General features: G+C 61.0%; 25 protein-coding genes. 14 read left to right on the top strand and 11 right to left on the bottom strand.

Features of this window, described 5'->3' with window-relative positions; all coding sequences use genetic code 11:
- Positions 1-15 precede the first annotated feature (15 nt).
- Complete coding sequence (gene katE / locus OSC50_RS24260) at positions 16-2,157, top strand: catalase HPII (protein WP_181077417.1); 2,142 nt, start codon at positions 16-18, stop codon at positions 2,155-2,157.
- Between the two features lie 106 nt (positions 2,158-2,263).
- Here the strand turns inward: katE and OSC50_RS24255 are convergent, their stop codons facing one another.
- From OSC50_RS24255 to zur, 4 genes are read right to left on the bottom strand one after another with little or no spacing between them, the layout of a single operon-like run.
- Complete coding sequence (locus OSC50_RS24255) at positions 2,264-2,983, bottom strand: PA5502 family lipoprotein (protein WP_266245263.1); 720 nt, start codon at positions 2,981-2,983, stop codon at positions 2,264-2,266.
- Between the two features lie 37 nt (positions 2,984-3,020).
- Positions 3,021-3,809 carry a zinc ABC transporter permease subunit ZnuB gene (gene znuB / locus OSC50_RS24250; protein WP_034101706.1) on the bottom strand — a complete coding sequence of 263 codons (789 nt, stop codon included), beginning with the start codon at positions 3,807-3,809 and terminating at the stop codon, positions 3,021-3,023.
- The gene (gene znuC, locus OSC50_RS24245) at positions 3,802-4,587 is read right to left on the bottom strand and encodes a zinc ABC transporter ATP-binding protein ZnuC (protein ID WP_266245267.1); all 786 of its coding nucleotides are present in this window, start codon (positions 4,585-4,587) and stop codon (positions 3,802-3,804) included. The genes znuB and znuC overlap by 8 nt, the downstream gene beginning before the upstream one ends.
- Entirely contained in the window at positions 4,587-5,069 is a 483-nt protein-coding gene (zur, locus tag OSC50_RS24240) for a zinc uptake transcriptional repressor Zur (protein WP_181077409.1), read from the bottom strand. Before zur ends, znuC begins: the two co-directional genes overlap by 1 nt.
- A gap of 58 nt (positions 5,070-5,127) precedes the next feature.
- Between zur and OSC50_RS24235 the strand changes: the two genes are divergently transcribed.
- Positions 5,128-6,057: a zinc ABC transporter substrate-binding protein gene (locus OSC50_RS24235; protein ID WP_253509880.1), complete on the top strand. Its 930-nt coding sequence runs from the start codon at positions 5,128-5,130 to the stop codon at positions 6,055-6,057.
- A gap of 64 nt (positions 6,058-6,121) precedes the next feature.
- On the opposite strand, the gene OSC50_RS24230 is transcribed toward OSC50_RS24235, so the two are convergent.
- Together OSC50_RS24230 and OSC50_RS24225 are read right to left on the bottom strand one after the other, a co-directional pair.
- Complete coding sequence (locus OSC50_RS24230) at positions 6,122-7,075, bottom strand: homoserine kinase (RefSeq protein WP_253509881.1); 954 nt, start codon at positions 7,073-7,075, stop codon at positions 6,122-6,124.
- Positions 7,076-7,131: 56 nt separating this feature from the next.
- Positions 7,132-7,422, bottom strand: a complete 291-nt coding sequence (locus OSC50_RS24225; protein ID WP_017528747.1) for a DUF2782 domain-containing protein — start codon at positions 7,420-7,422, stop codon at positions 7,132-7,134.
- Between the two features lie 74 nt (positions 7,423-7,496).
- Between OSC50_RS24225 and polA the strand changes: the two genes are divergently transcribed.
- Positions 7,497-10,292, top strand: a complete 2,796-nt coding sequence (gene polA / locus OSC50_RS24220) for a DNA polymerase I (protein ID WP_181077404.1) — start codon at positions 7,497-7,499, stop codon at positions 10,290-10,292.
- A 269-nt stretch (positions 10,293-10,561) separates the two neighbouring features.
- On the opposite strand, the gene yihA is transcribed toward polA, so the two are convergent.
- Positions 10,562-11,203: a ribosome biogenesis GTP-binding protein YihA/YsxC gene (gene yihA, locus OSC50_RS24215; protein ID WP_078046252.1), complete on the bottom strand. Its 642-nt coding sequence runs from the start codon at positions 11,201-11,203 to the stop codon at positions 10,562-10,564.
- 192 nt (positions 11,204-11,395) lie between these two features.
- Between yihA and OSC50_RS24210 the strand changes: the two genes are divergently transcribed.
- From OSC50_RS24210 to OSC50_RS24185, 6 genes are all read left to right on the top strand, one after another.
- The gene (locus tag OSC50_RS24210; protein ID WP_181077401.1) at positions 11,396-11,698 is read left to right on the top strand and encodes a c-type cytochrome; all 303 of its coding nucleotides are present in this window, start codon (positions 11,396-11,398) and stop codon (positions 11,696-11,698) included.
- A 34-nt stretch (positions 11,699-11,732) separates the two neighbouring features.
- Positions 11,733-12,344 (top strand): c-type cytochrome, encoded by a 612-nt coding sequence (locus tag OSC50_RS24205; protein WP_181077399.1) that lies wholly within the window; start codon positions 11,733-11,735, stop codon positions 12,342-12,344.
- 168 nt (positions 12,345-12,512) lie between these two features.
- The gene (locus OSC50_RS24200; RefSeq protein ID WP_181077397.1) at positions 12,513-13,148 is read left to right on the top strand and encodes a thiol:disulfide interchange protein DsbA/DsbL; all 636 of its coding nucleotides are present in this window, start codon (positions 12,513-12,515) and stop codon (positions 13,146-13,148) included.
- A gap of 10 nt (positions 13,149-13,158) precedes the next feature.
- Positions 13,159-14,037, top strand: a complete 879-nt coding sequence (locus OSC50_RS24195) for an endonuclease/exonuclease/phosphatase family protein (protein ID WP_181077395.1) — start codon at positions 13,159-13,161, stop codon at positions 14,035-14,037.
- Positions 14,034-16,082, top strand: a complete 2,049-nt coding sequence (locus OSC50_RS24190; RefSeq protein ID WP_266245276.1) for a GGDEF domain-containing protein — start codon at positions 14,034-14,036, stop codon at positions 16,080-16,082. Before OSC50_RS24195 ends, OSC50_RS24190 begins: the two co-directional genes overlap by 4 nt.
- An 87-nt stretch (positions 16,083-16,169) precedes the next feature.
- A complete protein-coding gene (locus tag OSC50_RS24185) occupies positions 16,170-16,946 on the top strand; it encodes an N-acetylmuramoyl-L-alanine amidase (RefSeq protein WP_253509883.1) in 777 nt (258 codons plus the stop codon).
- A 3-nt stretch (positions 16,947-16,949) separates the two neighbouring features.
- Here OSC50_RS24185 and OSC50_RS24180 read toward each other — a convergent pair whose 3' ends face one another.
- Both OSC50_RS24180 and algB read right to left on the bottom strand, forming a co-directional pair.
- Positions 16,950-18,737 carry a KinB sensor domain-containing domain gene (locus OSC50_RS24180; RefSeq protein WP_181077390.1) on the bottom strand — a complete coding sequence of 596 codons (1,788 nt, stop codon included), beginning with the start codon at positions 18,735-18,737 and terminating at the stop codon, positions 16,950-16,952.
- A gap of 10 nt (positions 18,738-18,747) precedes the next feature.
- Positions 18,748-20,094 (bottom strand): sigma-54-dependent response regulator transcription factor AlgB, encoded by a 1,347-nt coding sequence (gene algB / locus OSC50_RS24175; protein ID WP_124384508.1) that lies wholly within the window; start codon positions 20,092-20,094, stop codon positions 18,748-18,750.
- Between the two features lie 393 nt (positions 20,095-20,487).
- Between algB and OSC50_RS24170 the strand changes: the two genes are divergently transcribed.
- The 5 genes from OSC50_RS24170 (at position 20,488) to OSC50_RS24150 (ending at position 24,887) form a co-directional block, all read left to right on the top strand.
- Entirely contained in the window at positions 20,488-20,787 is a 300-nt protein-coding gene (locus OSC50_RS24170) for a hypothetical protein (RefSeq protein ID WP_253509884.1), read from the top strand.
- A gap of 81 nt (positions 20,788-20,868) precedes the next feature.
- Positions 20,869-21,033, top strand: coding sequence for a DUF1328 domain-containing protein (locus OSC50_RS24165; RefSeq protein WP_003170804.1), 165 nt, complete (start codon positions 20,869-20,871; stop codon positions 21,031-21,033).
- A gap of 2 nt (positions 21,034-21,035) precedes the next feature.
- The gene (locus tag OSC50_RS24160) at positions 21,036-21,503 is read left to right on the top strand and encodes an inhibitor of vertebrate lysozyme family protein (RefSeq protein ID WP_181077387.1); all 468 of its coding nucleotides are present in this window, start codon (positions 21,036-21,038) and stop codon (positions 21,501-21,503) included.
- A 723-nt stretch (positions 21,504-22,226) separates the two neighbouring features.
- Positions 22,227-23,558 carry a glutamate/aspartate:proton symporter GltP gene (gltP, locus tag OSC50_RS24155; protein WP_181077386.1) on the top strand — a complete coding sequence of 444 codons (1,332 nt, stop codon included), beginning with the start codon at positions 22,227-22,229 and terminating at the stop codon, positions 23,556-23,558.
- A 99-nt stretch (positions 23,559-23,657) separates the two neighbouring features.
- On the top strand, positions 23,658-24,887 hold the full coding sequence (locus OSC50_RS24150) for a nucleoside recognition domain-containing protein (protein ID WP_181077384.1): 1,230 nt from the start codon (positions 23,658-23,660) through the stop codon (positions 24,885-24,887).
- Between the two features lie 91 nt (positions 24,888-24,978).
- Here the strand turns inward: OSC50_RS24150 and OSC50_RS24145 are convergent, their stop codons facing one another.
- Together OSC50_RS24145 and OSC50_RS24140 are read right to left on the bottom strand one after the other, a co-directional pair.
- Positions 24,979-25,590 carry an ABC-type transport auxiliary lipoprotein family protein gene (locus tag OSC50_RS24145; RefSeq protein ID WP_266245290.1) on the bottom strand — a complete coding sequence of 204 codons (612 nt, stop codon included), beginning with the start codon at positions 25,588-25,590 and terminating at the stop codon, positions 24,979-24,981.
- Positions 25,587-26,525 (bottom strand): MlaD family protein, encoded by a 939-nt coding sequence (locus tag OSC50_RS24140; protein ID WP_181077381.1) that lies wholly within the window; start codon positions 26,523-26,525, stop codon positions 25,587-25,589. The genes OSC50_RS24145 and OSC50_RS24140 overlap by 4 nt, the downstream gene beginning before the upstream one ends.
- Position 26,526: the final 1 nt, after the last annotated feature.

Raw genomic sequence — 26,526 nt, 5'->3', positions numbered from 1 at the left:
AAGGAGTTTTGACTGATGAGCGACAACAAGCCAGCTACCCCGCCCAAGAGCGAACTCGCGGGGACCGATACCCTGGACCGCGGCAATACCAATGCCAAGCTGCAGGCCTTGGAAGCTTTCCGCTCCGACGCCACCGGCCAGGCATTGCGCACCAACCAGGGCGTGAAGATTTCCGACAACCAGAACAGCTTGAAAGTTGGCTCCCGGGGCCCCTCGCTGCTCGAAGATTTCATCATGCGGGAAAAAATCACGCATTTTGACCATGAACGTATCCCGGAGCGCATCGTGCATGCTCGCGGTACCGGTGCCCATGGCTATTTCCAGACTTACGAAGACCACTCGGCACTGACCAAGGCCGGGTTCCTGCGCACCCCCGAGCATAAAACCCCGGTATTTGCTCGATTCTCCACCGTGCAGGGCCCGCGTGGTTCGGGTGACACGGTGCGCGACGTGCGCGGCTTTGCCGTGAAGTTTTTCACCGAAGAAGGCAACTTCGACCTGGTGGGCAATAACATGCCGGTGTTTTTCATTCAGGATGCGATCAAGTTTCCTGACTTCGTGCATGCGGTAAAACCCGAGCCTCACAACGAAATTCCTACCGGCGGCTCGGCGCACGACACTTTCTGGGACTTCGTCTCCCTGGTGCCGGAGTCGGCGCACATGGTGGTGTGGGCAATGTCCGACCGTGCGATTCCTAAAAGCCTGCGCGCCATGCAGGGCTTTGGCGTGCACACCTTTCGCCTGATCAACACCGAGGGCAAGTCCAGCTTCGTCAAATTCCACTGGCGTCCGAAGGTGGGCACCTGCTCCCTGGTGTGGGACGAAGCGCAGAAGCTTGCCGGTAAAGATACCGACTACCATCGCCGCGACCTGTGGGAGTCCATCGAGAGCGGTGACTACCCCGAATGGGAATTGGGCGTACAGATCGTCGCCGAAGAGGACGAGCATAAGTTTGACTTCGACCTGCTCGACCCGACCAAGATTATCCCCGAAGAGCTGGTGCCGATTACGCCGCTTGGCAAGATGGTGCTTAACCGCAACCCGGACAACTTCTTTGCCGAAGTCGAGCAGGTGGCGTTCTGCCCTGGGCATATCGTGCCGGGTATCGATTTTACCAACGACCCGCTGCTGCAAGGCCGTCTGTTTTCCTACACGGACACGCAGATCAGCCGCCTGGGTGGTCCGAACTTCCATGAAATCCCGATCAACCGACCCGTGGCGCCGTTCCATAATGGCCAGCGCGACGCGCAGCACCGCAGTGTGATCGACAAGGGCCGCGCGGCGTACGAACCGAATTCGATCGATGGCGGCTGGCCGAAAGAGACCCCGCCAGGCCCTACCGATGGCGGTTTCGAAACCTATTACGAGCGCGTCGATGCCAATAAGGTGCGTGAGCGCAGTGAATCGTTCGGCGATCACTTCTCCCAGGCCACGCTGTTTTTCAACAGCATGAGCCACCACGAGAAAGAGCACATCATCGCTGCCTACAGCTTTGAGCTGGGCAAGGTCGAGCGCGAGCATATTCGTGCGCGCCAGGTGAACGAGATCCTCGCCAACATCGATCTGGAACTGGCCAAGCGCGTGGCGCAGAACCTGGGCCTGCCGGCGCCGACCAAGGGCACCGTGCCGCCACGCGAGACCTCGGTGAAAACATCGCCGGCGTTGAGCCAGGTGAACCTGCTGTCGGGGGATATCAAAACACGCAAAGTCGCGATCCTGGCGGCGAACGGTGTGGATGGCGCCGCGATTGATGCGTTGAAAAAGGCTCTGGAGGCCGAAGGTGCTCACGCCAAACTGCTGGGGCCGACCTCGGCGCCGGTGAAGACGGCCGATGGCAAAACCCTGGCGGTGGATGCGTCGATGGAAGGTATGCCATCCATTGCGTTCGATGCGGTGTTTATCCCAGGCGGCAAAGACTCGGTGAACGCCTTGAGCGGCGACGGTGTGGCGTTGCATTACGTGCTGGAAGCTTACAAGCACTTGAAGGCGATTGCCGTGGGTGCGGACGTGAAGCCGCTGCTGGATCAGCTGAAGCTTGAAGCGGATGCGGGACTGATCGTCGGCTCGGATGCCAAGGCGTTCAAGGCGTTTTTCGCCGCGATTGCGCAGCACCGAGTGTGGGAGCGTGAGCCGAAGGCCAAGGCGATTCCGGCTTAAGGCAGGAGTTGTTAGTTAGATAGCTATCGGGGGCAAGCCCCCTCCCACATTTGAATGTATTCACAGTTCAATGTGTGGGAGGGGGCTTGCCCCCGATGCTTTTACTTCACTGCGCCTTGCGTGGAATCAACACGATCTGCGCCGGGATATTCTTCAGAATCTGCCGGTGGATCTTCAGGTCATACCCCGAATCGATGCGCTTTACCCGTTTGGTCAGCAGGCTGGCCAGCCACGGGTAATCTTCCGTGCGTGGCACCTGGATGCTCACGTCGCACTGGTAATTCACCACGTCGGTGGCAATGGCGTCGAGCTGATGGCGCATGTCTTGAATGTGGGTGAGGTCCAGCGCCACGGTGGTGCTCGGCGCTGCCGGGTCGATGACCTTGGCGGCAGGCTTGGCTTCAGCGGCTTTGAGGGCCTCCTCGGCTTTATCCAGCTCGAGTTTGCGGGCATGGGTGATTGCGCTGTTGACGCCGCCGGTCAGCGCCGGTGCCTTGGGCATCAGAGCCCGGGCGCGGCTCAGGGCGGTGGCGGCTGCGTTGACGTCGCCTTTTTGCAGCACGATCTGGCTGCGCTGCAGATAGGCTTCGGCCAGCTGGCGCTGATAGGTTTCCAGCGCCGGATCGTCAGGCGTCTGGGCCTGCAGCGTGGCGAGCTGATCTTCGGCGGTGGCCAGCTCACTGCTGGCCAGGTTTTGCTCCAGCTGCGCGATGGCGGCGGCGCGCGGGTCCGTTGCCTCGGGGGGCGCGGGCGGTGTGCTTTGACAGGCACCCAGCAGCAGGGAAAATGCGGCAAGGAGCAGATAACGTGCGGTGAACGGCTTCATTCCTGCGACTCTCTATTTGCGCAAAAAGCGAGCAAGTCTACACCCCTCGACGGGGCAGGACAAAACTCAGCAGAAACAGGGCGGCGGCGGTGACCACGATCGACGGTCCGGCCGGAGTGTCCTTGAACCACGACAACGCCAGGCCCCCACACACTGCAAGCATCCCCAGCAGGCTGGCGCCGATCGCCATCTGCTCCGGCGAGCGGGCATGACGCTGGGCGGCGGCGGCGGGAATGATCAGCAGCGATGTGATCAACAATACGCCGACAATCTTCATCGCGACAGCAATCACCACCGCGATCAGCAACATCAGAGCCATGCGCAGCGCGGGCACCGGCAGGCCTTCGACCCTGGCCAGTTCTTCATGCACGGTGATCGCCAGCAACGGGCGCCACAGCGTCACCAGCAACACCAGCACCATCGCACTGCCGCCGAGGATCCAGGCCAGGTCGGTGGGGCTGATCGCCAGCAGATCGCCGAACAGGTAAGCCATCAGGTCGATGCGCACTTCGTGCATGAAGCTCAGTACCACCAGGCCCAGGGATAAGGTGCTCGGTGCCAGAATCCCCAGCAGGGTGTCTGAAGCCAGCGGCTGGCGTTGTTGCAGCGTCACCAACAGCACCGCGAGCAGCAGGCAGCCTGCGGTCACGGCGATGGTCGGGCTCACATCCAACAGAAAACCCATCGCCACGCCCAGCAGCGCGGCGTGTGACAAGGTGTCGCCAAAATAGGCCATGCGCCGCCAGACCACGAACGAGCCCAAAGGGCCCGCGACCAGTGCCAGAGCCAAGCCTGCCAGCAGGGCGTAGAGCAGAAAATCAGCCATGCTTGCAGCTATCTCCATGAACGTGGGTATGAGACGTGCTCGGGTCATCGACCACCGCGCCATGCAGGTCATGCGCATGGTCGTGATGGTGGTGGTAAATCGCCAGGCTCTGCGCGTTTTTGCCGAACAGCTCGACAAATGCCGGGTCGCCGCTGACCTGTTCCGGGTGGCCGGAGCAGCACACATGGCGGTTGAGGCATACCACTTGGTCGGTGGTGCTCATGACCAGATGCAGATCGTGGGACACCATCAGCACGCCGCAGCCATGGCGGTCGCGCAGGCGAGTGATCAGGCTGTAGAGCTCCGCCTGGCCGGCGACATCGACGCCTTGCACAGGTTCGTCGAGCACTAACAGTTCCGGCTCGCGCAGCAGGGCGCGGGCCAGTAGCACGCGTTGCATTTCGCCACCGGAGATGCTCTGCGCCGGGCTGTCGATCACCTGTTCGGCACCGACTTCCTTGAGTGCGGCTTGGGCGCGGGCACGGTCCACACCCGGCACCAGGCGCAGGAAGCGCAACACGGACAATGGCAGGGTCGGGTCCACATGCAGTTTCTGTGGCATATAGCCCACGCGCAGTCTGGGCTTGCGCCACACACTGCCTCTGTCGGGTTTGAGCAGGCCGAGCACGGCGCGCACCAGGGTGGTCTTGCCGGCGCCATTGGGGCCGATCAGGGTGACGATCTGCCCCGGCTCCACGCTCAGCGCAATGTTATCCAGCACGTTTTGCCCGGCGAACGTGACGCCGACCTGCTCCAGGCGAATCAACGCGTTGCTCATCAAGCCCCCTGGCAGCCAGAGCACAGGCCGACGACTTCGACCGTTTGCCCTTCGACCCGAAAGCCAACCTCGGCGGCGCTGTGGATAATCGCATCGCTGATGGTTTTTTGTTCAAGTTCGATAGCGGCGTGGCACACCCGGCAGATCAGGAACTGACCCTGGTGCGCATGCTCCGGGTGGTTGCAGCCGACAAACGCGTTGAGGGAGGCGATGCGGTGAACCAAGCCGTTTTCCAGCAGGAAATCCAGTGCGCGGTACACCGTGGGCGGCGCGGCGCGTCGACCGTCCTGTTCGCTGAGCACGCCGAGAATGTCGTAGGCGCCCAGCGGTTTGTGGCTTTGCCAAACCAGTTCCAGCACGCGCCGCCGCAGGGCGGTCAGGCGCAGGCCCTGGCGTGCGCACAGCGCATCGGCCTCCGACAGCGCGGTGTGCACGCAGTGAGAGTGGTCGTGGGGACGGCTGGCAAGCGGTGTTATAGGCATGAGCGGCGACAGATATTTGATAGAGACGTTATTATGTTACCCGTTCCTACGCCATTGAGTGGTCATCGTGTCCCGACTTTTTCCCGTTTTTGTCGTATTTGTCACCAGTTTATTCGTTGTCGGCGCTGCTCAGGCCGAGGTCAAGGTGCTTACCAGCATCAAGCCATTGCAGCTGATCGCCGCAGCGGTACAGGACGGCGTGGCGGTTCCGGAGGTGCTGTTGCCGCCGGGTGCGTCGCCGCATAACTTTGCTTTGCGCCCATCCGACGTACGGCGCGTGCAGTCGGTCGATCTGCTGTATTGGATCGGGCCGGACATGGAAACCTTCCTGCCTCGCGTGCTCAAAAATCGTACAGCCACAACCGTGGCCGTGCAGGACCTGCCGGGCATGCAATTGCGCCGTTTCGCCGAAGACAGCCATTCTCACGCCGACGAAGCCGACGAGCATGACCACGATCATCGTCCTGGCAGTGTGGATGCCCACCTGTGGCTATCGACAGTGAACGCCCGCGTGATTGCCGCGCGCATGGCGTCCGACCTCGCCAGCGCCGACCCTGCCAACGCCGCGCGTTATCAGAGCAACGCCAAGGCTTTCGCCGCACGCCTGGATGCGTTGGATGCGCGCCTGAAGGCGCGTCTGGCCGGGATCGGCGACAAACCCTACTTCGTCTTCCACGAAGCCTTCGATTATTTCGAAGCCGCTTACGGCCTCAAGCATGCGGGCGTGTTCAGCGTCGCGGCCGAGGTTCAGCCGGGCGCCCAGCACGTCGCAGCGATGCGTACGCGGTTGCAGGAGGTGGGCAAGACTTGTGTGTTCAGCGAGCCCCCGCTGCGTCCGCGTTTGGCTGAAACCCTGGTGGCAGGTCTGCCGGTGAAACTGGCGGAGCTGGACGCGTTGGGTGGTTACACCCCTGCGACTGCGCAAGGTTATGAGCAGGTGCTGGAAAAGCTGGGCAATGACTTGGCGGGGTGCCTGGAGTCGTTGTAAGCCTCAGCGACGATCATATGCGGGAAAGGTTCGCGCCCTCCCGCATGTTCGACCGGGCTGCTCCTCAGAGTGCGAATGGCAGGTGGACGGTGACCTGCTGACGCTGCGCCAGGCGATGCTCGAACTCGGCGGGATCGTGGATGAGAACATCCTGCCCGGCAAACGACTCGGCCGCGATCAGGCGCGACAGCCAAAAGCGTACACACGCCACCCGCAGCAGGGTTGGCCACAGTTCGGCTTCCTTGGCGGTAAAGGGCCGCAGGCTCGCATAGGCACCCAGCAGTGCGCGGGCACGGGGGACGTCGATCACACCCTCAGCGTCCGAACACCAGTCGTTCAGGGCAATCGCCACGTCGTACAGCATCGGGCCCGAGCAGGCATTGTAGAAGTCGATCAGACCGGTCAGGTGCGTGCCTTCGAACATCGCGTTGTCGCGAAACAGGTCCGCGTGCACGTTAGCGCGAGGCAAGGCGAGGATCTGCGCCTTATGCGCAGTGATTTCATCCAGCGCGGCCTGCAGCAGGCGCTGCTGGTCGTTATTGAGGTGAGAAATCAGCTGCTTGCCTTCGCTGAGCATCCAGTCCAGCCCGCGATCGGTCTTGCGCTCCAGCAGCTTGTCACCCTGAGTCGCCAAGTGCAGGTGGCCGAGCAGTTCGCCGACCTGGGCGCAGTGCTGGGCATTGGCGTCCTTGATGTGCTTGCCGGCCAGACGCGGTTGCAGCAGGGCCGGTTTACCGGCCAGTTCGCGCAGGGCCACGCCGTCGGCGGTGCGCAGGGCGTATGGAACGGGGAGGTCGGCGTCGTGGAGCACGTCCAGCAACTCGATGAAGAACGGCATCTCCTGCACCGGGCCACGTTCGACCAGGGTCAGGACAAACTCGCCCTGCTCCAGGCTGATAAAGAAGTTGGTGTTTTCGCTACCGGCGGCAATCCCCTGGAAATCAAGCAGGCGGCCGAGCCCGTAGGGGGCAAGAAAGGTTTCCAGCTCGGGCCGAGCCAGGGGGGTAAACACAGACATGGTTAAAACTGCCAGTACGGGCGCCGCGGTGGGCGGCGCCGATTGAAGTTAAGAAATCATTTCCATTCGAAGATCTTCCATGACGGGATCAGCATATCCGGCTGGTCAGAACGGATGAAGTTCGCGTCGGTTCCGTCCGCGCGCACCAGGAAATACGGAGGGGCTCCCTTCGGAGTCACCTTGATGGCGTACAGAAAACCGTTTTGGCGATACTCCTGGATGGTCTTGTCGCCTTCCGTGCGAATGGTGACTTCCGGGTCGCCCGAGGGCGCATCGTCCGCCGCCATGGCAGCCATCGGAGCGAGTGCAATCAAGCCGGTCAACAGCAGGCGATTGAATGTACGCATGATAACCTTGTCCCTTTGTTTTCATTGGTCCGGCTATTCTAGCGCCTGACCCGCCGAAAAGGTTGATCCTGCACATGAGCCAAGCCCCCCTCGTCCTGGTGGACGGTTCGTCCTACCTGTACCGCGCCTTCCACGCGTTGCCTCCGCTCACCACCTCCAAAGGCCTGCCGACCGGTGCGGTCAAGGGCGTGTTGAACATGCTCAAGAGCCTGCGCAAACAGTACCCGGACAGCCCGTTCGCGGTGGTGTTCGACGCCAAGGGCGGGACTTTTCGCGATGACATGTACGCCCAATACAAGGCCAACCGCCCCAGCATGCCCGACGACATGCGCCTGCAGATCGAACCGCTGCATCAGAGCGTGATCGCCCTGGGCTTCCCGTTGCTGTGTGTCGAAGGCGTCGAGGCCGACGACGTGATCGGCACCCTGGCGCGCAGCAGTGCGGCCGCTGACCGCCCGGTGGTGATCTCCACGGGTGACAAGGACATGGCGCAGTTGGTCGACGGGCACATTACCCTGGTCAATACCATGACCGGTAGCGCCCTGGACGTGGAGGGCGTAAAGGAGAAATTTGGCGTCGCTCCCGAGCAGATCATCGATTACCTGGCACTGATGGGGGACTCGTCCGACAACATCCCCGGGGTTCCCGGCATCGGTCCCAAAACCGCCTCCGGCCTGCTGGTGGGTGTCAATGGCGGCCTCAAAGAACTTTATGAACAGCTGGATATGGTGCCGACGCTGCCGATCCGTGGGGCCAAGAACCTGCCGGCCAAGCTGGAAGAACATAAGGAGATGGCGTTTCTTTCCTACCAATTGGCGACCATCAAGATCGATGTACCCCTTGATGTCGGCCTGGACGACCTGCACCTGATCGAGCCGGACCGGGACAAGCTGCTGGAGTTGTATACCCTGCTGGAATTCAAGAGCTGGTACGACGAAGTGCAGCGCGACGCCAAGCGTGTCGAGCTCAAGGCTTCGACCGAAGTCATACCTGCCGTTGCAGCGGTGGCGGACGCAGTGGTCATCGCCCCCGTCGAGGCGGTATACACCACCATTCTTGACCAGGCCACATTCGACGCCTGGTTGCGCAAGCTCGACGCTGCGACGTTGATTGCGTTTGACACCGAAACTACCGGGGTCGACGCCCATCAGGCGCAGTTGGTCGGTGTGTCCTTTGCCGTGCAACCCCACGAAGCGGCCTACGTCCCGCTGACTCATTCCTACATCGGCGCGCCGCAGCAACTGGATCGTGACACCGTGCTGCTGGCCCTGAAACCGCTGCTGGAAGACCCGAACAAGCTCAAGGTCGGCCAGCACGCCAAGTTCGACATGAACATCCTGGCCAACTGCGCCATCGGCGGTGATCCCGCGCATGGCATCACGGTGCGCGGCATCGCGTTCGACACCATGCTCGAATCCTATGTGCTCAACTCCACCGCGACTCGCCACGATATGGACAGCCTGGCGAAGAAATACCTGGACTACGACACCGTCAGCTTCCAGGACATCGCCGGCAAAGGCGCCAAGCAACTCACGTTCGACCAGATTGCGCTTGAGCAGGCTGGCCCCTATGCCGCCGAAGATGCGGATATAACGCTGCGTCTGCACCAGGCGCTGCACGCGCAGCTGGCCGCTATCCCGAGCCTGGCCGATGTACTGACGGATATCGAAATGCCATTGGTCCCGGTGTTGGCGCGCATCGAACGCCAGGGTGCCTTGGTGGATGCCGACCTGCTGGGTGTCCAGAGTATCGAGCTGGGCAATAAGATGGTGGAGCTGGAGCGCCAGGCGTACGAGATCGCCGGTGAGGCGTTCAACCTCGGTTCACCCAAGCAACTGGGGGCGATTCTCTATGAAAAACTCGGGCTGCCGGTGCTGAAGAAAACCGGCAAAGGCCAGGCCTCCACCGCTGAAGAAGTGCTGGCGAAGCTGGCCGAAGATGATTACCCGCTGCCCAAGGTGCTGATGCAGTACCGCAGCATGAGCAAACTCAAGAGCACCTACACCGATCGCCTGCCGCAGCAGATCAACCCGCGCACCGGGCGCATCCACACGTCTTATCAACAGGCGGTCGCAGCGACCGGGCGACTGTCTTCCAGCGACCCGAACCTGCAGAACATTCCCGTGCGTACCGCCGAGGGGCGGCGCATCCGCCAGGCGTTTGTCGCGCCCAAGGGCTACAAGCTGCTGGCGGCGGACTATTCGCAGATCGAGCTGCGAATCATGGCGCACTTGTCCAAGGACGAAGGGCTGATGAATGCCTTCCGCCATAACCTGGATGTGCATACGGCCACGGCAGCCGAAGTGTTCAAGGTCGAGCTGGATGCGGTCACGTCCGACCAGCGTCGCAGCGCCAAAGCGATCAACTTTGGCCTGATCTACGGCATGGGTGCGCAGAAGCTGGGCAAGGACATCGGTGTTGATACCAAGACCGCCAAGGCTTACATCGACGTCTACTTCGCCCGCTACCCGGGCGTGCGCGAATACATGGAGCGCACCCGTGCCCAGGCGGCCGATCAAGGGTATGTCGAGACCTTTTTCGGACGCCGGCTATACCTGCCTGACATCAACTCCAATAAACCGCAGGAGCGCGCGGCGGCGGAACGCACCGCGATCAACGCGCCGATGCAAGGCACCGCGGCGGACATCATCAAGAAAGCCATGGTGCGGGTGGACAACTGGCTGACCGATTCGGGCCTGGATGCCAAGGTGATCCTGCAGGTGCACGATGAACTGGTGCTGGAAGTGCGTGAGGATCTGGTGCCGCAAGTCAGCGAGAAGATCCGCGAGCACATGAGCGCGGCGGCGCAACTGGATGTGCCGCTGCTGGTAGAAGTAGGTGTGGGCGATAACTGGGACGAAGCACATTGATTGTCGACGCGTTGCCACCACCCTGCGCGGTGGCGATGCGCCTTATGTCGGAAACGCCTGACAGTTATTTCCAATAGTTTTCGAGCACCCCGGAACTTAACCTGTGAACTGCCACTCAGAGTTACTGAATGGGTGGTGAAGCCCTTCAATGCTCCTATGTTGTGTTAAGTGTTGGCAGATATCTGGGCCCCGCCCTAGCGGTCCGGAACTTGAACCCCGAACTTCCCCTCCCCATAAGAAGTCCGGGGTTTTTTTTGCCTGCAGAAAAGTTATTCGGCGATTTCCGCGCCCTTGTCGGCCAATTCCATCCAGCCCGCGAGAACGGTGTAAGCCTCTTCCAAGCCCAGGCGCTTAGGGGCGGAGAACAATTGGATGGTGATCGTGTCGCCCCAACCCTTGCGGATTTCGGATTGCACTTTGAGCAATGTGTTCTTGGCGGCGCCGTAGGTCAGCTTGTCGGCTTTGGTCAACAGAATGTGCATCGGCATGCCGCTGGCAACGGCCCAATCGAGCATCAGCAGGTCGAAGTCGGTCATTGGATGACGGATGTCCATCATCAGGATCAAGCCCTTCAAACTCTCCCGGCCACCCAGATAAGCCTCCAGGTGACGCTGCCAGTGCAGCTTCAACGGGATAGGTACTTTTGCGTAACCGTAGCCCGGCAGGTCGACCAGACGCCGATCATCGTCTAGCTTGAAGAAATTGAGCAGTTGCGTGCGACCCGGGGTTTTCGAGGTGCGCGCCAGGCTGGCGTGAGTCAGGGTGTTCAGGGCGCTGGATTTACCGGCATTGGAGCGGCCGGCGAAGGCGACTTCGAAGCCTTCGTCATCGGGGCATTGGTCAACTTTGGCAGCGCTGAGCATAAACGTGGACTGTTGGCACAGGCCGAGGATGGGATTCTTGAGTTGCATGAGATTTCCGATGTGGGCGGTGCCGAAAAAGGGTGCGGCAAGCGGTGTCGTTTCCGTTTCAGTAGCGCCAGTATATAATGCCGCAGATTTTGTGTGTGCTTTGTCCCAGCGAAGGATGAAGTTCACGGGAGCGATAGACCTTTATTGCGCATTAGAACGCAAAACGCTCTCAAACCCTGAATGGGTCGACGTATGACCCGCTGGTTGCTCGCGTTCGGAGCCCTGATACCGCTTTATGGCGCGCAGGCTACACAGGATCCGGAGGCGCTGTACAACCGAGTTTGCGGGGCTTGCCATGCTGGCCAGTTGCCGAGCGCCCCGAAGCGGGGTGACGCGGCAGCCTGGGCGCCAAGACTGGCGCAAGGCATGGACACGCTGGTGCAGCACGTGACACAGGGTTTCAAGGCAATGCCGCCGCGTGGTTTGTGCATGGACTGCAGTACTGAGGACTACCAGGCCGTCATTGAGTTGATGGTGAGTAGACCCGGTAGATAACTCTTAAACCCCTTAGCCGTAGTTGGATTAGCTGATGAACAAACTGATCGTGAGTCTGCTGTTGACCCTGGGCATCACCGGTGTGGCCCATGCTGCAGGCGACGCTGCTGCGGGCCAGGCGAAAGCCGCCGTGTGTGGTGCTTGCCACGGGCCGGATGGCAACAGCCCGGCGCCGAACTTCCCCAAGCTGGCCGGCCAGGGTGAACGTTACCTGACCAAGCAGTTGCAGGACATCAAGAGCGGCAAGCGCACGGTGCTGGAAATGACCGGCTTGCTGACCAACCTCAGCGATCAGGACCTGGCGGATCTCGCCGCCTATTTCGCCGGCCAGAAAGGCAGTGTGGGAGCTGCCGATCCGAAGCTGGTGGCGCGCGGGGAGAAGCTGTTCCGTGGCGGCGACCTGGACAAAGGCCTGCCGGCCTGTACCGGTTGCCACTCGCCCAATGGCGCGGGTAATGCCGCCGCCGGGTTCCCACATCTGGGTGGCCAGCACGCGCAGTACATCGCCAAGCAACTGACCGATTTCCGCAAGGAAGAAGCCGGCCGTGCCAACGATGGCGATGCGATGACCATGCGCACCATCGCCCGCAAGCTCAGCGACGAGGACATCGCGGCCGTGTCCAGTTACATCCAGGGCCTGCACTGATCGACGCGGCGACGTTAACGCTCGATTAATACAGCGATGCAAGCATAAAAAGGGTGGCTTTGGCCGCCCTTTTTTGTGGCCGCTGCCGTTACACTAACGAACTCATGCCCGCGTAGACCGGTCACAACAAGGTCGCGTGAGGCGACTTTATTTGTCCAGGAGTAAAGCATGCGTAATCTGATCCTCAGCGCCGCTCTCGTCACTGCCAGCCTTTTCGGCATGACCGCGCAAGCTGCCGACGTGCCGCTTGAAGCCGGTAAAACCTATGTTGAATTGGCCAACCCAGTGCCAGTCTCGGTGCCGGGCAAGATCGAAGTGGTTGAGCTGTTCTGGTACGGCTGCCCGCATTGCTACGCTTTTGAACCGACCATCAACCCATGGGTTGAAAAATTGCCGAAAGACGTTAACTTCAAGCGCATTCCGGCCATGTTCGGCGGCCCGTGGGACGCCCACGGCCAACTGTTCCTGACCCTGGAAGCCATGGGTGTTGAGCACAAGGTCCACAATGCGGTGTTCAATGCTATCCAGAAAGAAGGCAAGCGCCTGACCAAACCTGATGACATGGCTGACTTCGTTGCCACTCAGGGTGTCGACAGAGACAAGTTCATGGCCACCTTCAACTCCTTCGCCATCCAGGGCCAGATCAAACAGGCCAGGGAGCTGGCGCAGAAGTACGGCGTGCAAGGCGTTCCGACCATGATCGTCAACGGCAAATACCGTTTCGACCTGGGCTCCACCGGTGGTCCTGAACAGACCCTCAACGTCGCCGACCAGCTGATCGCCAAAGAGCGCGCAGCCAAGTAAGGGGCCTGTCATGCGCCGCTGGGGTACCGAACGCGTCGTTGGCCTGCATGATGCGCGGGTCAATGAGGATCATCTGGAATCCACGGGCCTGGCGGCAGACAGCCGCCTGCGCCTGCTCAGCTTCAATATCCAAGTCGGTAACAGCACCGAGAAGTATCGACACTACCTCACCCGTGGCTGGCAGCACTTGCTGCCGCACAACGGGCGGGCCGGCAACCTGCAGAAGATCGGCGACCTGCTGAGCGATTTCGACCTGGTGGCGCTGCAGGAGGCCGATGGCGGCAGCATGCGCTCCGGCTACATCAACCAGGTGGAACACCTGGCCAAGCTTGGGGCGTTTCCCTATTGGTACCAGCAACTCAATCGCAACCTCGGGCGTCTGGCGCAACATAGCAACGGCGTGCTCAGCCGCCTCAAACCGTCCGCTATCGAAGACCATCCGCTGCCAGGCCCCAAGGGGCGTGGTGCGATCCTTGTGCGTTTCGGCGAAGGACCGGAAGCCCTGGTCGTGGTCATGATGCACCTGGCGCTCGGGGGGCGGACGCGCAATCTGCAGCTGGCCTATGTGCGCGACATGATCGGCAACTACAAGCATCAGGTGCTCATGGGGGACATGAACACCCATGCCAACGATCTGCTTTTGAATTCCCCGCTGCGTGACCTCGGCTTGCTGGCGCCACAGGCCGAAGCCACATTCCCGAGCTGGCGCCCGCAACGCTGTCTTGACCATATCCTGCTCAGCCCTACCCTCACGCTTGAAAGCGTGCAGGTGCTGGCGCAGCCCATTTCCGATCACCTGCCGGTCGCGGTAGAAATACGTCTGCCGGGTTCGCTCACGGCGGATGCATTGCCCGCGTTGAGCCCAGGCCCTCGCGGACCTCTTGCATGAGCGACGATGCCCAGCGCTGGAAAGAAAAATACCTGTTAAGCGTTGAGCAACAAGAAAAGCTCGAGCGCCGCTGGGCCGCACGTCTGGACTTGCTGCGCCGGGGGCTGGTACGCAGCACTCTGGCGGCGGAAGGCACCGATCGCGCCGTTGACCAGTGCATGAAGGAAATGCGTGACGTGGTGCGCACCGACGACATGGACGCCTCCCTTGCGGCTTTGCTGCCGCGCCTCGAAAAGGCCGTGCTGGACTCGGAGCAGCGCCGCGAGACGCGGGTGGAGCAGATGAATACCGCGCTCACCGCGCTGGTCACGCAGTTACAGAAATTACCGCTGCCCCGCGAAGTGGCGCGCCCGCTGAAAGCCTTTGCCAAGCAATTGGACAGTCGTGTCGGCCAGGCTCGGGAGATCCCCCTGTTGCTCAGCGAACTGAGCGGGCTGCAGGGGCAGGCGCTGGATAATCTGGAGCCGGATGGCGAAATCGCGCGGCCCGGGCCTGGGCTTCTGCAGCGGTTGTTCGGTACCAAGGAAGCCGTCAGTGAGCCTGCCGCCGGCGAGCCTGCCTCGCCCGCCGCGGCACCCCCTGCCGTGCCCCAGGTTCCCGTTGAGCCCCAGGAGTCGGAGCAATCCGAGGAATTGACTCAAGCCTTGCGTGCCTTTGCGCCGCAAGCTGCTGCCGCAGAACCCGCTGCCGATACGCCAGCCGAGCCTGCCCACGTCACTGGCGAAACGTTTATTTACGAGGCTCCGGTCCAAGCCAACGCAGTGGCGCAGCCTCCCGACGCTGTCGCGACACCCGCGCAGCTCCCGGAATCGCCGACGCAAGCGCCGCCCTCTGAAAGCGCCCTCGCCGCTTTTATAGACGAGCACGATGCACCTGAGGCGCCGCAGGAAACCGCTATCGGTAGCCTCTCGCTTCCTCCTGTGCTGAGTGTCGAGTCGCTCGACCCCGACGAGCTGCAAGCGGACGCCCAGTATGCGTTACCGGATTCTCCGGAGCCTTCCTACAGCTCCGTGGCCAAGCACATCGAAGACACGTTGATTGGCCTGCTCGAAGAGCTGGACCTGCCGGAGCGTCATCGACCCCAGGCCGAAGCCCTGCGCGAGCGCTTGGCCAACGGCTTGAACTGGTACGAGCTGCTGCCGATCCTGGATGATCTGGCGATCCTGATGCTGGCGATTACCGACAGTGGCCAGCATGAGTTCGAGGCTTATCTCAAGCGGCTCAATGAACGCCTGGAAGCTTTCCAGGGGCACTTGAAGGTCGCCACTGATGAACACGCCGACAGTAACTGCGCCGCGCGGGAGCTGGATACGCAGATTCGCGAACAGGTCGACGGCCTGCAAAGCAGCGTGCAGGACGCCGCCGACCTGGACAGCCTCAAGCAACTGCTGGAGAACCATCTGGAGGGTCTGCTGGGCACCATGGACCAGCACCAGCAACAACGCGACCAGCGCGAGCAGGAAGTGGCGGCGCGCCTCAAAGGCTTGGCCGAGCGGGTCGCCAACATGGAGCAGGAAGCTCAAGGCTACCGTGAGCACTTGGAAGTGCAGCGCCAGAAAGCCCTGATCGACCCCCTGACCGGCTTGCCCAACCGCGCGGCCTGGAGCGAGCGCCTGGACCACGAAATCAATGCGTGGCACCAGCGCGGCAACAACCTTTCACTGGCCATGCTGGACCTGGACCATTTCAAACGCATCAACGACGGCTACGGCCACCTGGCCGGCGATAAGGTGTTGAAGATCATCGCCAGCGTGTTGAGCAAACGTCTGCGGCCTAACGATTTTATCGCGCGTTTTGGCGGTGAAGAGTTTGTGTTGCTGATGCCCGACTCGTCCCTGGCCGACGCCTTGGCGGTGGGGGAAGGATTGCGTGAGGCGATTCAGGCCTGTCCGTTCCACTTCAAGGGCGAACGGGTGACGGTCACGGTCTCGATGGGCGTGGCGCAGTTGCAGTCTGGCGAGCGCAGTGAGTTGGCGCTCAAGCGTGCCGATGAAGCGTTGTATCGAGCCAAGGCGGCGGGGCGCAATCAGGTGCAGGCGGCTTAAGATGTTCCTTCTGTGTAAATTGCCCGCTGCGCCTCAAGCGGTACGTTACACTGTTGCATTATCGTCTTCAGTGTACTGTTCTCCGCCATGAAATCCCTTTGTTTCGCCTTTGCGGTTCTTCTGCTCGCCGGTTGCGCCAGCGGCCCGCGCCTGAATACCAGCCACCCTTCGGTCAACTATGACAACCGCGTGCAATTCGTGGTCGTCCACTACACCTCGGCCAATCTTGAACGTTCCCTGGCCCTGTTGACCCACGGGCAAGTGAGCAGCCATTACCTGATCGGCGATGACGCTTCGGCAACCATCTACAAGCTGGTGGATGAAAGCCAGCGCGCCTGGCACGCCGGTGAGAGTGAATGGATGGGCCGCACCTGGCTCAACTCCAGCTCCATCGGTATTGAGATCGTGAACCCCGGTTACACGGATACGCCGACAGGGCGCCTGTGGTACCCGTATTCGGACGCGCAGGTGAAAGCGTTGATCGTGCTGCTCAAAGACATCAGCAAACGCAACGGCATCGACCCGAAAAATATCATCGGCCATAGCGATATAGCGCCGCTGCGCAAGCTCGACCCGGGGCCGCTGTTCCCGTGGAAGCGCCTGGCCGATGAAGGGCTGGGTATGTGGCCGGATGCGCAGGCAGTAGCGCGGTTCAAGCTGCAGTACGCTGCGGGTTTGCCAAGCATCACCTGGTTCCAGGAAGAGCTGGCTCGCCTGGGCTACCAGACCCCGCAAACGGGTGAACTGGATGTGGCCACGCGGCATGTGCTGGCGGCGTTCCAGATGCATTTCCGGCCAGCGTTGTTCGACGGCACGCCGGATGCTGAAAGTGCGGCGATCCTGCGTGCCCTCAGCCAGCGCTGACCCTTAGAGCGGCAGCGCCATGTAGAACTGAGTGCCCTGCCCCGGTCGCGAATACACGCCCATGCGGCCACCGTGCAATTGCACGATCTCCTTGCATAGCGCCAACCCCAGGCCGGCGCCGCCTTTTTTGCGGCCCACTTGCACAAAGGGCTCGAAGATGCGGCCTTGCTGCCCATAGGCAATACCTTCGCCATTGTCTTCGACGCTGATAATCACCCGCTCGCCATGACGGCGTGCCTGCAGGCGAATCTGGCCTCCGTCGGCCGTATGGCGCAGGGCGTTGGCCAACAGGTTGTCGAGCACCCGCTCCAATTGCGCCCGGTCGGCGTACAGTCGTGGCAGGTCGGGCTGCGCTTCTATGAGCAGTTCGATGTGCTGCGCGTTGGCCTGCTCAATGAAGCGCCCGCGGGCATGTTCCAACAGGTCGGGAATCTCGCAGGGGCCGAGGGTGAGTTTCTGCAGGCCGTTCTGGTAGCGCGAGAAGTTGAGCAGGTCGTTGATCAATTGCATCAAGCGCTGCATTTCTTCGTTTACCGTATCCAGCAGGTCCGCTTCACGGGACTCGGCGGGGAATTTGGCGCGCTCGCGAAACAGCCCGAACGCCATGTGCATGCCGGTCACGGGGGTGCGCAGCTCATGGGAGGCGCGCAGCACAAACTCACTGCGCACACGTTCGAAGGCGCGTTGCTCGGTCACGTCGTGCATGACCATTACCGCGCCAAGGATGTGGCCCTGAGTGTGGCTCACCGGCGTCAGGCTGTAGGTCAGCAGGCGCAGCTCACCCTCGACTTCCACTTCAAGATCTTCCGGCGCGCGCTCAAGGTTGCCGCCGCGCAGCACCAGGTGCAGCTGTTCATCCAGCTCCGGGCGCGACAGCGCTTCTCCCAGGCCCTGGCCGAGGCGTTCTTCGTCCCAACCCAGCTGGCGTTGGGCAACCGGGTTGAGGTGTTCCAGGCGCCCTTGGCGGTCAATCATCAACAGGCCGTCATCAATGCTGTCGAGCACCGCCTGCAGGCGCTGCTGGCCGGCCAACAATTCGTCCACATTGGTGGCTTGGTGCTGGCGCAATGCCTCGGCCATGATCCCGAAGCGCCGGGTCAACTGGTTCATTTCCGCCGCTGACGAGATCGGCAGTGTGACTTCGAAATCACCCTGGCCGATTTTATCGGCAGCCTTGGCCAGCGCTTCGATGGGGCCGCCGAAGCGCCGTGCGATTCCGTGGGCAGTCACGAAACCGATGATCAGCACCGCAAGGCCCACCAGGCCCATCAGTCCAGCGATCAGCAGCGCGCGGTCGCGGGATTTGCGCTCGCTGGTATTGATGGCTTCCAGCGCGCGCTTGTGCTCGGCGATCAAACCGTTGCGCAGCACGTTGAATGTCTGGGTGAGCTTGTCGTTATTGCCGCTGATCAGCGAGGCCGGTTGGGATTCGTCGAAGGCCTTGAGGAAATTCAGGTAGTCGCTGCGCGCCTGGCTGAATCCGCTGGTCATGCCGTCCTGCCGCTCATGGGCGATGCCTTCGTCCAACAGTTCGAAATACTGCTGTTTGGAGGCCTCCAGGGCTTTTGGATTGGGGCGTTCGTCGAGCATCAGGATCAACTGGTCGCCCAGGCTCTGGCGCAGCTTCAGGCCCAGTTCCAGGGTGACGAAATTGCTGCGGATCAGTGACTCCTGGGTCTTGGCCATCTGCATGACGCTGACCAGGCCCAGGATCAATCCAAGCAGGGCGACGGTGATCAGCGCCGAGATACTCAAGAACAGCCGAGTCCGCAGCTTCATCGCTAACTTCATAAGGTACAGCTCACAGGTTGTACTGTTTTCGTTTGCGGTACAGCGTCGACGCGTCAATGCCGAGGGTGCGGGCCGCCTGATCGAGCGTGTCGCTGGTGGCCAGTACGGCGCCGATGTGGGCTTTTTCCAGCTCATCCAGGCTCAGCGCGGCACCGATGCGCGGAGCGTTGTTGGTCGGTTGCTCGGCCATCCCCAAGTGGCTGATTTCAACCTTTTCCTGCGGGCAAATAATGCTCGCGCGCTCCACCACGTTGCGCAGCTCGCGGATATTACCCGGCCAGCGGTAGTTGAGCAGCGCTTCACGTGCCTGGTCGCTGAACCCCCGCGCGGGCCGTGCGTATTCCTTGACGAAGCGGGCCAGGAAGCGGTCGGCGAGAGTCAGAATGTCTTCACTGCGCTCACGCAGCGGCGGCAGGTGGAGCGTGATGACATTGAGGCGGTACAGCAAGTCTTCCCGAAAGCGGCCGTCGCGCACCATGTCTTCCAGGTTCAGGTTAGTGGCGGCGAGGATGCGCACATCGGCGCGCCGGGTCACCGGATCGCCCACGCGCTCGTACTCCTTATCCTGGATGAAGCGCAGGAGTTTAGGCTGCAACGTGAGGGGAAAGTCGCCAATCTCGTCAAGAAACAACGTACCGCCGTCGGCCTGGTTGACCCGGCCCAGGGTGCTTTCGCTGGCGCCGGTAAACGCGCCGCGGCTATGGCCGAACAGTTCGCTTTCCATCAATTCGGCGGTCAGCGAAGGGCAGTTGATGGTCACGCAGGACTTCTTCGAGCGTTTGCTCCAGCCGTGGATGGCCCGCGCCAGTTCACCTTTACCGGTGCCCGACTCGCCGAGGATCAGGATGTTGGCGTCTGTGCCGGCCACTTGGCGCGCGGTTTCCAGCACCACCATCATCGCCGGGCTATGGGAGTCGAGGCCGTCCTTGGGCTGGCGCACGGCGCCTTCCAGCGCTTCCAGGCGAGCCGAGAGTTGGCGCACCTCCAATTGCTTGGCCGTAGCCAGACGCAGTTGGTCCGGGCTGCAGGGCTTGACCAGATAGTCAGCGGCGCCAGCCTGGATGGCATCCACAGCGGTGTCCACGGCAGAGTGCGCCGTCACGATCACCACGCGCATCCATGGCGCCTGTATGCGCATCTGGGCCAGTACATCCAGGCCATTGTCTTCGCCCAGGCGCAGATCCAGGAAGCACAGGTCGAACACTTGGCGTTGCATCAGCGCGTCGGCTTGGGCGGCGCTGTTAGCGGTGGCGACGGTGTAGCCTTCATCTTCCAGGCAATAACGGAAGGTGCGGAGGATCGCGGACTCGTCATCCACTAAAAGAATGCGGCCTTGAAGTTCCTTGGCTGATTCCATCTGTCCCACGCTCCTTAACTGATAAATGATGGTGTTTAGTCCCGGAATAATCGGGCAAGTTGCATGGTTTATTCTGATCGATAAACGGCAACGTCGTGCAGGTATCTGCGCATCTTCTTACAACGGGCGAGATCAGCCTGGGTTTTCCCGCCTTGCGCTCAATTGGGCATCAACGGCCCCGCTTTCTATCCGTTGATCCGACCGCTGACCATCGTGCATTTCGCACGGCCTATAGGGGGGCATCGTGCAGGATGCTGGCCTTGTCATCGAGCATGAATCTATAACCTGCTGATTTTAAAAGGTTTTATTTTGTTAAAGACCTGGCATGGGCTCTGCAATATCCCCTCACAAGAGCGTCATGAATGAATAATCAGAATGCGGGAGAACAGCAGCATGACTCGCCAAACCCTCAGCCAATTGCGTGTATCGCCACTGCGCTTGCAGCAAGGTCTGTTTGCCAGCCTGGCCCTGATGGTCACGTTGATTGCAGGCCAGCAGATTCAGCATTGGCAGGAGAGTCAGCAGCAAGCCCAAGTATTCGAGCGTCCGGCCATGATGCAGACCCATTTCAGTTCGATGCAGGGCCGTCCCGTTGCCAGTGTTGCGGGTGAGGTCAGCGTCAAGCAATTGCGAGTGGCTGATCAGGATTCAACCCTGGATCAGCTGCCAGCCCAGGAACGGTGGGTTTTCTAAGCAAAACAAGCGGTCGTCCGCACCGGGCGTCCGTACGGCATGACCGCTGTAACCTCTAATAGAAGCGTAAGGAGAATCACCATGTTGAGTTGGGCAATCACATTTCTGATCATCGCCATTGTTGCTGCAGTGCTGGGCTTCGGTGGTATCGCGGGCACCGCAACCGGTATCGCCAAGATCCTGTTTGTCGTCTTCCTGGTGATGTTCATTGCTTCGTTCTTCTTTGGTCGTCGCGGCCGAGGCTGAATATGAGCACTTTGTCTCTCAAAGCCATTGTTGCCGCCCTGTTGCTGGGCGGCAGCGGTCTGGCGATGGCCGCCAATGATGGCCAGACGCGGGCCAACGAATTGCTCAGCGCGGATCCGCAATACCGTGAAACCTGGCAAGGCGTGGTGAAGAAAGAAGAGCGCTTGCCGGAATGGGTAATGAACCTGACCGGTACGGCTGAACAGATGAACGCCGTTGAAGAAGATGGCGATAAGTACTTGGTCGGGCCGCTCTGCGAAACCGCTGACACCTGCCTGAACAAGCGCTTGATCGTTGCTTTCAGCTTCGACAAGGAAGACGCCTACGCCATGTTGGTGGAAGTGCCTGCCGGCCTGCCGGCGGACAAATCCCCTACGCGGCATGCCGATTACCGTTTTATCGGTAAGCCGGACGAAGGCATGCAAAAACTGCTGATGGAACAGCTTAAGAAAGATCCGAATTGGTACTAGGTTTCGCCTGCGGCGCTGCCGCAGTCGGAGCCGGCGTCCATAGAAAGAAGCCCCTCGCTTCTTTCTAGCTGCACGATTCGACAAGAGCCGTGCATGACCAGGGGGCCGGGTCGCTCTGATCGATTGGGATCGGCGTGACCTACGGGTACAGGGAGTGCCTGCGCAAGGGCCGGGTCAGGTGAAAAGCTGCGACGCAAGTTCACAAGTCATCGACTTGCTGAACTTGCGGCGGGCTTACAGCGTCCTGCGTGCCTTATGCCGCCCATAGCCGCTTATTTTGGTTTTGCTCGCTCTCAACCATTACTGAGTGTGTCGCGTTGACCATCTATCGAGAAAGTTTTGCCGGGTGTATAGGACATTTCCGACACCAGACAGCTGAATTCCCAGGCATTTGTGCCGACCGATCCAACCCCTCCTTCATCCCTGCATAAGCCTGGTTTGGCCGTTTTACGGCATATTCAACGGGCAATATGTCGCATTTGAACTGACCGTTCGGACAGTTATCATTGCAAAAAGCCATGCCGATTCGGCATAGGGTAGGCGTTTACGGCATTAGACGTCGCCCCCTTGCATGGGAATAGTTGCGCCTTTTTTCGCCTGCCAATAAGCCATTTCGGCCATCGGGCGGCGACCTTCCATGGAGGCGGATGCTCACACTTTTTCGCTCTCGAGCGTTCCAGCTGGCGCATTTGCCTTAAGTCCACTTGAAGTAAGGGTAATGACATGAAGAAGGCAAAGCTAAGCCTCGCCTGGCAGATCCTCATCGGTTTGGTACTGGGGATCGCAATCGGCGCAGTGCTCAACCATTTCAGTGCCGAAAAGGCCTGGTGGATCAGCAATGTGCTGCAGCCGGCGGGCGATATCTTTATCCGCCTGATCAAGATGATCGTGATCCCGATTGTGATTTCCTCGCTGATCGTCGGCATTGCCGGTGTCGGCGATGCGAAGAAACTCGGTCGCATCGGCGTCAAAACCATCCTTTACTTCGAAGTGGTCACCACCATCGCCATCGTGGTCGGCCTGTTGCTGGCCAACCTGTTCCATCCCGGTGCCGGGATCGACATGAGTACCCTGGGTACCGTGGACATTTCCAAGTACCAGGCGACTGCCGCCGAGGTGCAGCACGAGCATGCGTTTATCCAGACCATCCTCAACCTGATCCCCTCCAACATTTTCGCCGCCGTCGCCCGTGGTGAAATGCTGCCGATCATCTTCTTCTCCGTGCTGTTCGGCCTGGGCCTGTCGAGCCTCAAGCCAGAACTGCGCGAGCCGCTGGTCACGATGTTCCAGGGCGTGTCCGAGAGCATGTTCAAAGTCACCCACATGATCATGAAGTACGCGCCGATCGGTGTATTCGCCCTGATCGCCGTGACCGTGGCCAACTTCGGGTTCGCCTCGCTGCTGCCGCTGGCCAAGCTGGTGATCCTGGTTTATGTCGCCATTCTGTTCTTCGCCTTCGTGGTCCTGGGCCTGATCGCGCGCCTGTTCGGCTTCTCGGTGATCAAGCTGATGCGCATCTTCAAGGATGAGCTGGTGCTCGCCTACTCCACCGCCAGTTCCGAAACGGTGTTGCCACGCGTGATCGAGAAGATGGAAGCCTACGGCGCGCCGAAGGCGATCTGCAGCTTTGTAGTGCCGACCGGGTACTCGTTCAACCTCGACGGTTCGACCTTGTATCAGAGCATCGCCGCGATCTTCATCGCCCAGCTGTATGGCATCGACCTGTCGATCGGTCAGCAATTGATGCTGGTACTGACCCTGATGGTCACCTCCAAAGGCATCGCCGGCGTACCGGGTGTGTCCTTCGTGGTGCTGCTGGCCACCTTGGGCAGTGTGGGCATTCCGCTCGAAGGCCTGGCGTTCATTGCCGGTGTCGACCGTGTGATGGACATGGCGCGTACCGCCCTGAACGTGATCGGCAACGCCCTGGCGGTACTGGTGATTTCCCGTTGGGAAGGCATGTACGACGATGCCAAGGGCGAGCGCTACTGGAACTCGCTGCCGCACTGGCGCAGTAAGCCGGCGATGCCGACTGCTCAGGCCACTCGCGGTTGATCGCACGCTGGTACTGACCCAAACCCCGGAGAAATCCGGGGTTTGTCGTTTCTGCCAGCCCCGCTATCATTCGCCCCATCATTCGAGGGGATTCAACTGATGCTCAATGGCCTGTGGCTTGGATTCTTTGTCGTGGCAATGGTCTCAGCCTTGGCGCAATGGCTGGTGGGCGGTAACGCCGGGATTTTCGCGGCGATGGTGGAAAGCATTTTCGCCATGGCCAAATTGTCGGTGGAAGTGATGGTGCTGCTGTTCGGCACCCTGACCTTATGGCTGGGCTTTTTGCGCATCGCCGAGAAAGCCGGGATCGTCGATTGGCTGGCCAAGGCACTGGGCCCCTTGTTCCGTCGCCTGATGCCGGAAGTGCCGGCGGGCCACCCTGCCATCGGCCTGATCACCCTCAACTTCGCCGCCAACGGCCTGGGCCTGGACAACGCCGCCACCCCCATCGGCCTCAAAGCCATGAAGGCGCTGCAGGAACTCAACCCGCTGCCGACCACGGCGAGCAATGCGCAGATCCTGTTCCTGGTGCTCAACGCCTCGTCGTTGACGCTGCTGCCGGTGACCATCTTCATGTATCGCGCCCAGCAGGGTGCCGCCGACCCGACGCTGGTGTTCCTGCCGATCCTGCTGGCGACCAGCGCGTCGACACTGGTGGGCCTGCTGTCGGTCGCCATCATGCAGCGCCTGCGTTTGTGGGACCCCGTGGTGCTGGCCTATCTGATACCCGGCGCGCTGGTGCTGGGCGGCTTCATGGCGTTACTGGCGACCCTGTCCGCCACGGCGCTGGCCGGGTTGTCGTCGATTCTCGGCAACCTGACCCTCTTCGGCCTGATCATGTTGTTCCTGCTGATCGGCGCGTTGCGCAAGGTGAAGGTGTACGAGGCATTTGTCGAAGGCGCCAAAGAAGGCTTCGACGTCGCCAAAAACCTGCTGCCGTACCTGGTGGCGATGCTATGTGCGGTGGGCGTGTTACGTGCCTCCGGCGCGCTGGATTTCGGCCTTGAAGGTATTCGCCATGTGGTGGCGTGGACGGGCATGGACACGCGCTTTGTCGATGCTTTGCCGACCGCCATGGTCAAGCCGTTCTCCGGCAGTGCCGCACGGGCGATGCTGATCGAAACCATGCAGACGCAGGGCGTGGACAGTTTTCCGGCACTGGTGGCCGCGACGATTCAGGGCAGTACCGAAACCACCTTCTACGTGTTGGCGGTGTACTTCGGCTCGGTGGGCATCCAGCGCGCGCGGCATGCGGTGGGTTGTGCATTGCTGGCTGAGTTTGCCGGCGTCGTGGCGGCTATTTCGGTGTGCTACTGGTTCTTTGGCTGAGGCTTAGATAGCTATAGGGGGCAAGCCCCTCCCACCTATTGGCCTGTGAATACATTCAAATGTGGGAGGGGGCTTGCCCCCGATGAGGCCCTCAGCGTTTCACACCCATGTTGCCCTGTGCCACCACCCAATCCACCACCTGCTTATTCAGCTGATCCCCAGCCTGACCAAAAGCAGCCACCACCGTCGGCACCTGGGTATCGCTCACCGGCTGGCGCACTTCAAAGCGCCGACTGGCAATAATCCGTTGATCGTTCCCTCGCACCAGTCGCGCGTCGAGGCGGATCACTACGTCCACCGCGCGGCCTCGGTACTCACTCTGAAACGCCTGCAACTGCCCGCCAAGCTCATAGTCGGCCTGCAGGTTGGTGTCGTCGGTGCTGAGCAGCGTTACCCGACCATCGCGCTGGAAGCCGTCGAGCAGGCGATTGCGCAACAGCACGGGAGCCGGATCGCTCCAGCGCGCGTTTGCATAGCTGCTGATCAAGTCGCCATTGGGCACCACGGCAATGCGTGGGCTGTCGAGAAATTCGCTGGTTTGCGGCTTGGTCACGCGCAGCGACCAACTCACCGGTGTGCCTTGGGCCGTGGCTTGGGCCGACGCCAGACGGTACACGTCGGACGGGTCGGCCTTGGGCAGGATCGAACACGCGCTGATCAGCGCCAGGGCCATAGGGGCGATCAGTTGATATGCACGCTTCATGGCGTGAACTCCTTGTTCTTGTCACTGCCCAGCAGGTAGCCGCTGGGGTTGGCTTCCAGGCGGCGGGAGATGGCGCGCAGCGAACCGAGGGTTTCGCGCAGTTCGCGCACGGCCGGCGCCAGTTCGTTGAGCCCTTGCATGCCGCTGTTAACCGAATCCTTGTTGTTGGTCAGCAAGGTATTGATGGTGGCAGTGCTTTGCTCAAGGGACTTCATGGCCTGTTCGGCGCTGCCGAAGGCCTGCTTGCCCTGCTCGTTCAGCAGGCCATTGGCATTGCGCATCAGCACGGTCGTCTGCTCCAGCGCAGCCGTAGCCTGTTTGCTGACCTGCAACAGTTGCTGCATCACCACTTTGATATCGCCACGCTGATCGGCGATGGCGCCTGTGGTTTGCTCCAAATGCGCCAGGGTGTTGCTCAGGTGCTCGACGTTTTGCGCAGAGAACATGCTGTTGGCGTTGTGCAGCAGCACATTAATGCTGGTCATCAGGTCATTGCTGTTATTGAGCAGGCGCGCGATGGGCGAAGGCGAGGCGATGATTTCCGGCAGATTGCCATTCTTACCCTTGAGTTCGGGGCTTTGTGGCGTGCCGCCGCTGAGCTGGATGATCGAGGTACCGGTGATGCCGGTCAGCGCGAGCTTGGCCTGAGTGTCTTCCTTGATCGGCGTCTGCCCGGCCAGGCGAATGCGGGCGAGGACGCGCCGCGGGTCTTTGGGGTCCAGGCGCAGGCTGATCACGTCACCCACCTTGATGCCGCTGTATTGCACCGCGCTGCCCTGTGACAGACCGCTGACCGCTTCGTTGAAGACCACTTCGTAGTCCTGGAACGCGCTGTCGACGCTGGACTTGGCCAGCCACAGGCCAAACAGCATGGCGCCGACCACCACGATCACGCTGAACAGTCCGATCATCACATGATGGGCTCGGGTTTCCATG

This window comes from Pseudomonas quebecensis, from assembly GCF_026410085.1.
Lineage (GTDB): Bacteria > Pseudomonadota > Gammaproteobacteria > Pseudomonadales > Pseudomonadaceae > Aquipseudomonas > Aquipseudomonas quebecensis.
Note: the sequence above shows the minus strand (reverse complement) of the source record. Positions and strands in the feature narration are given on the sequence as shown.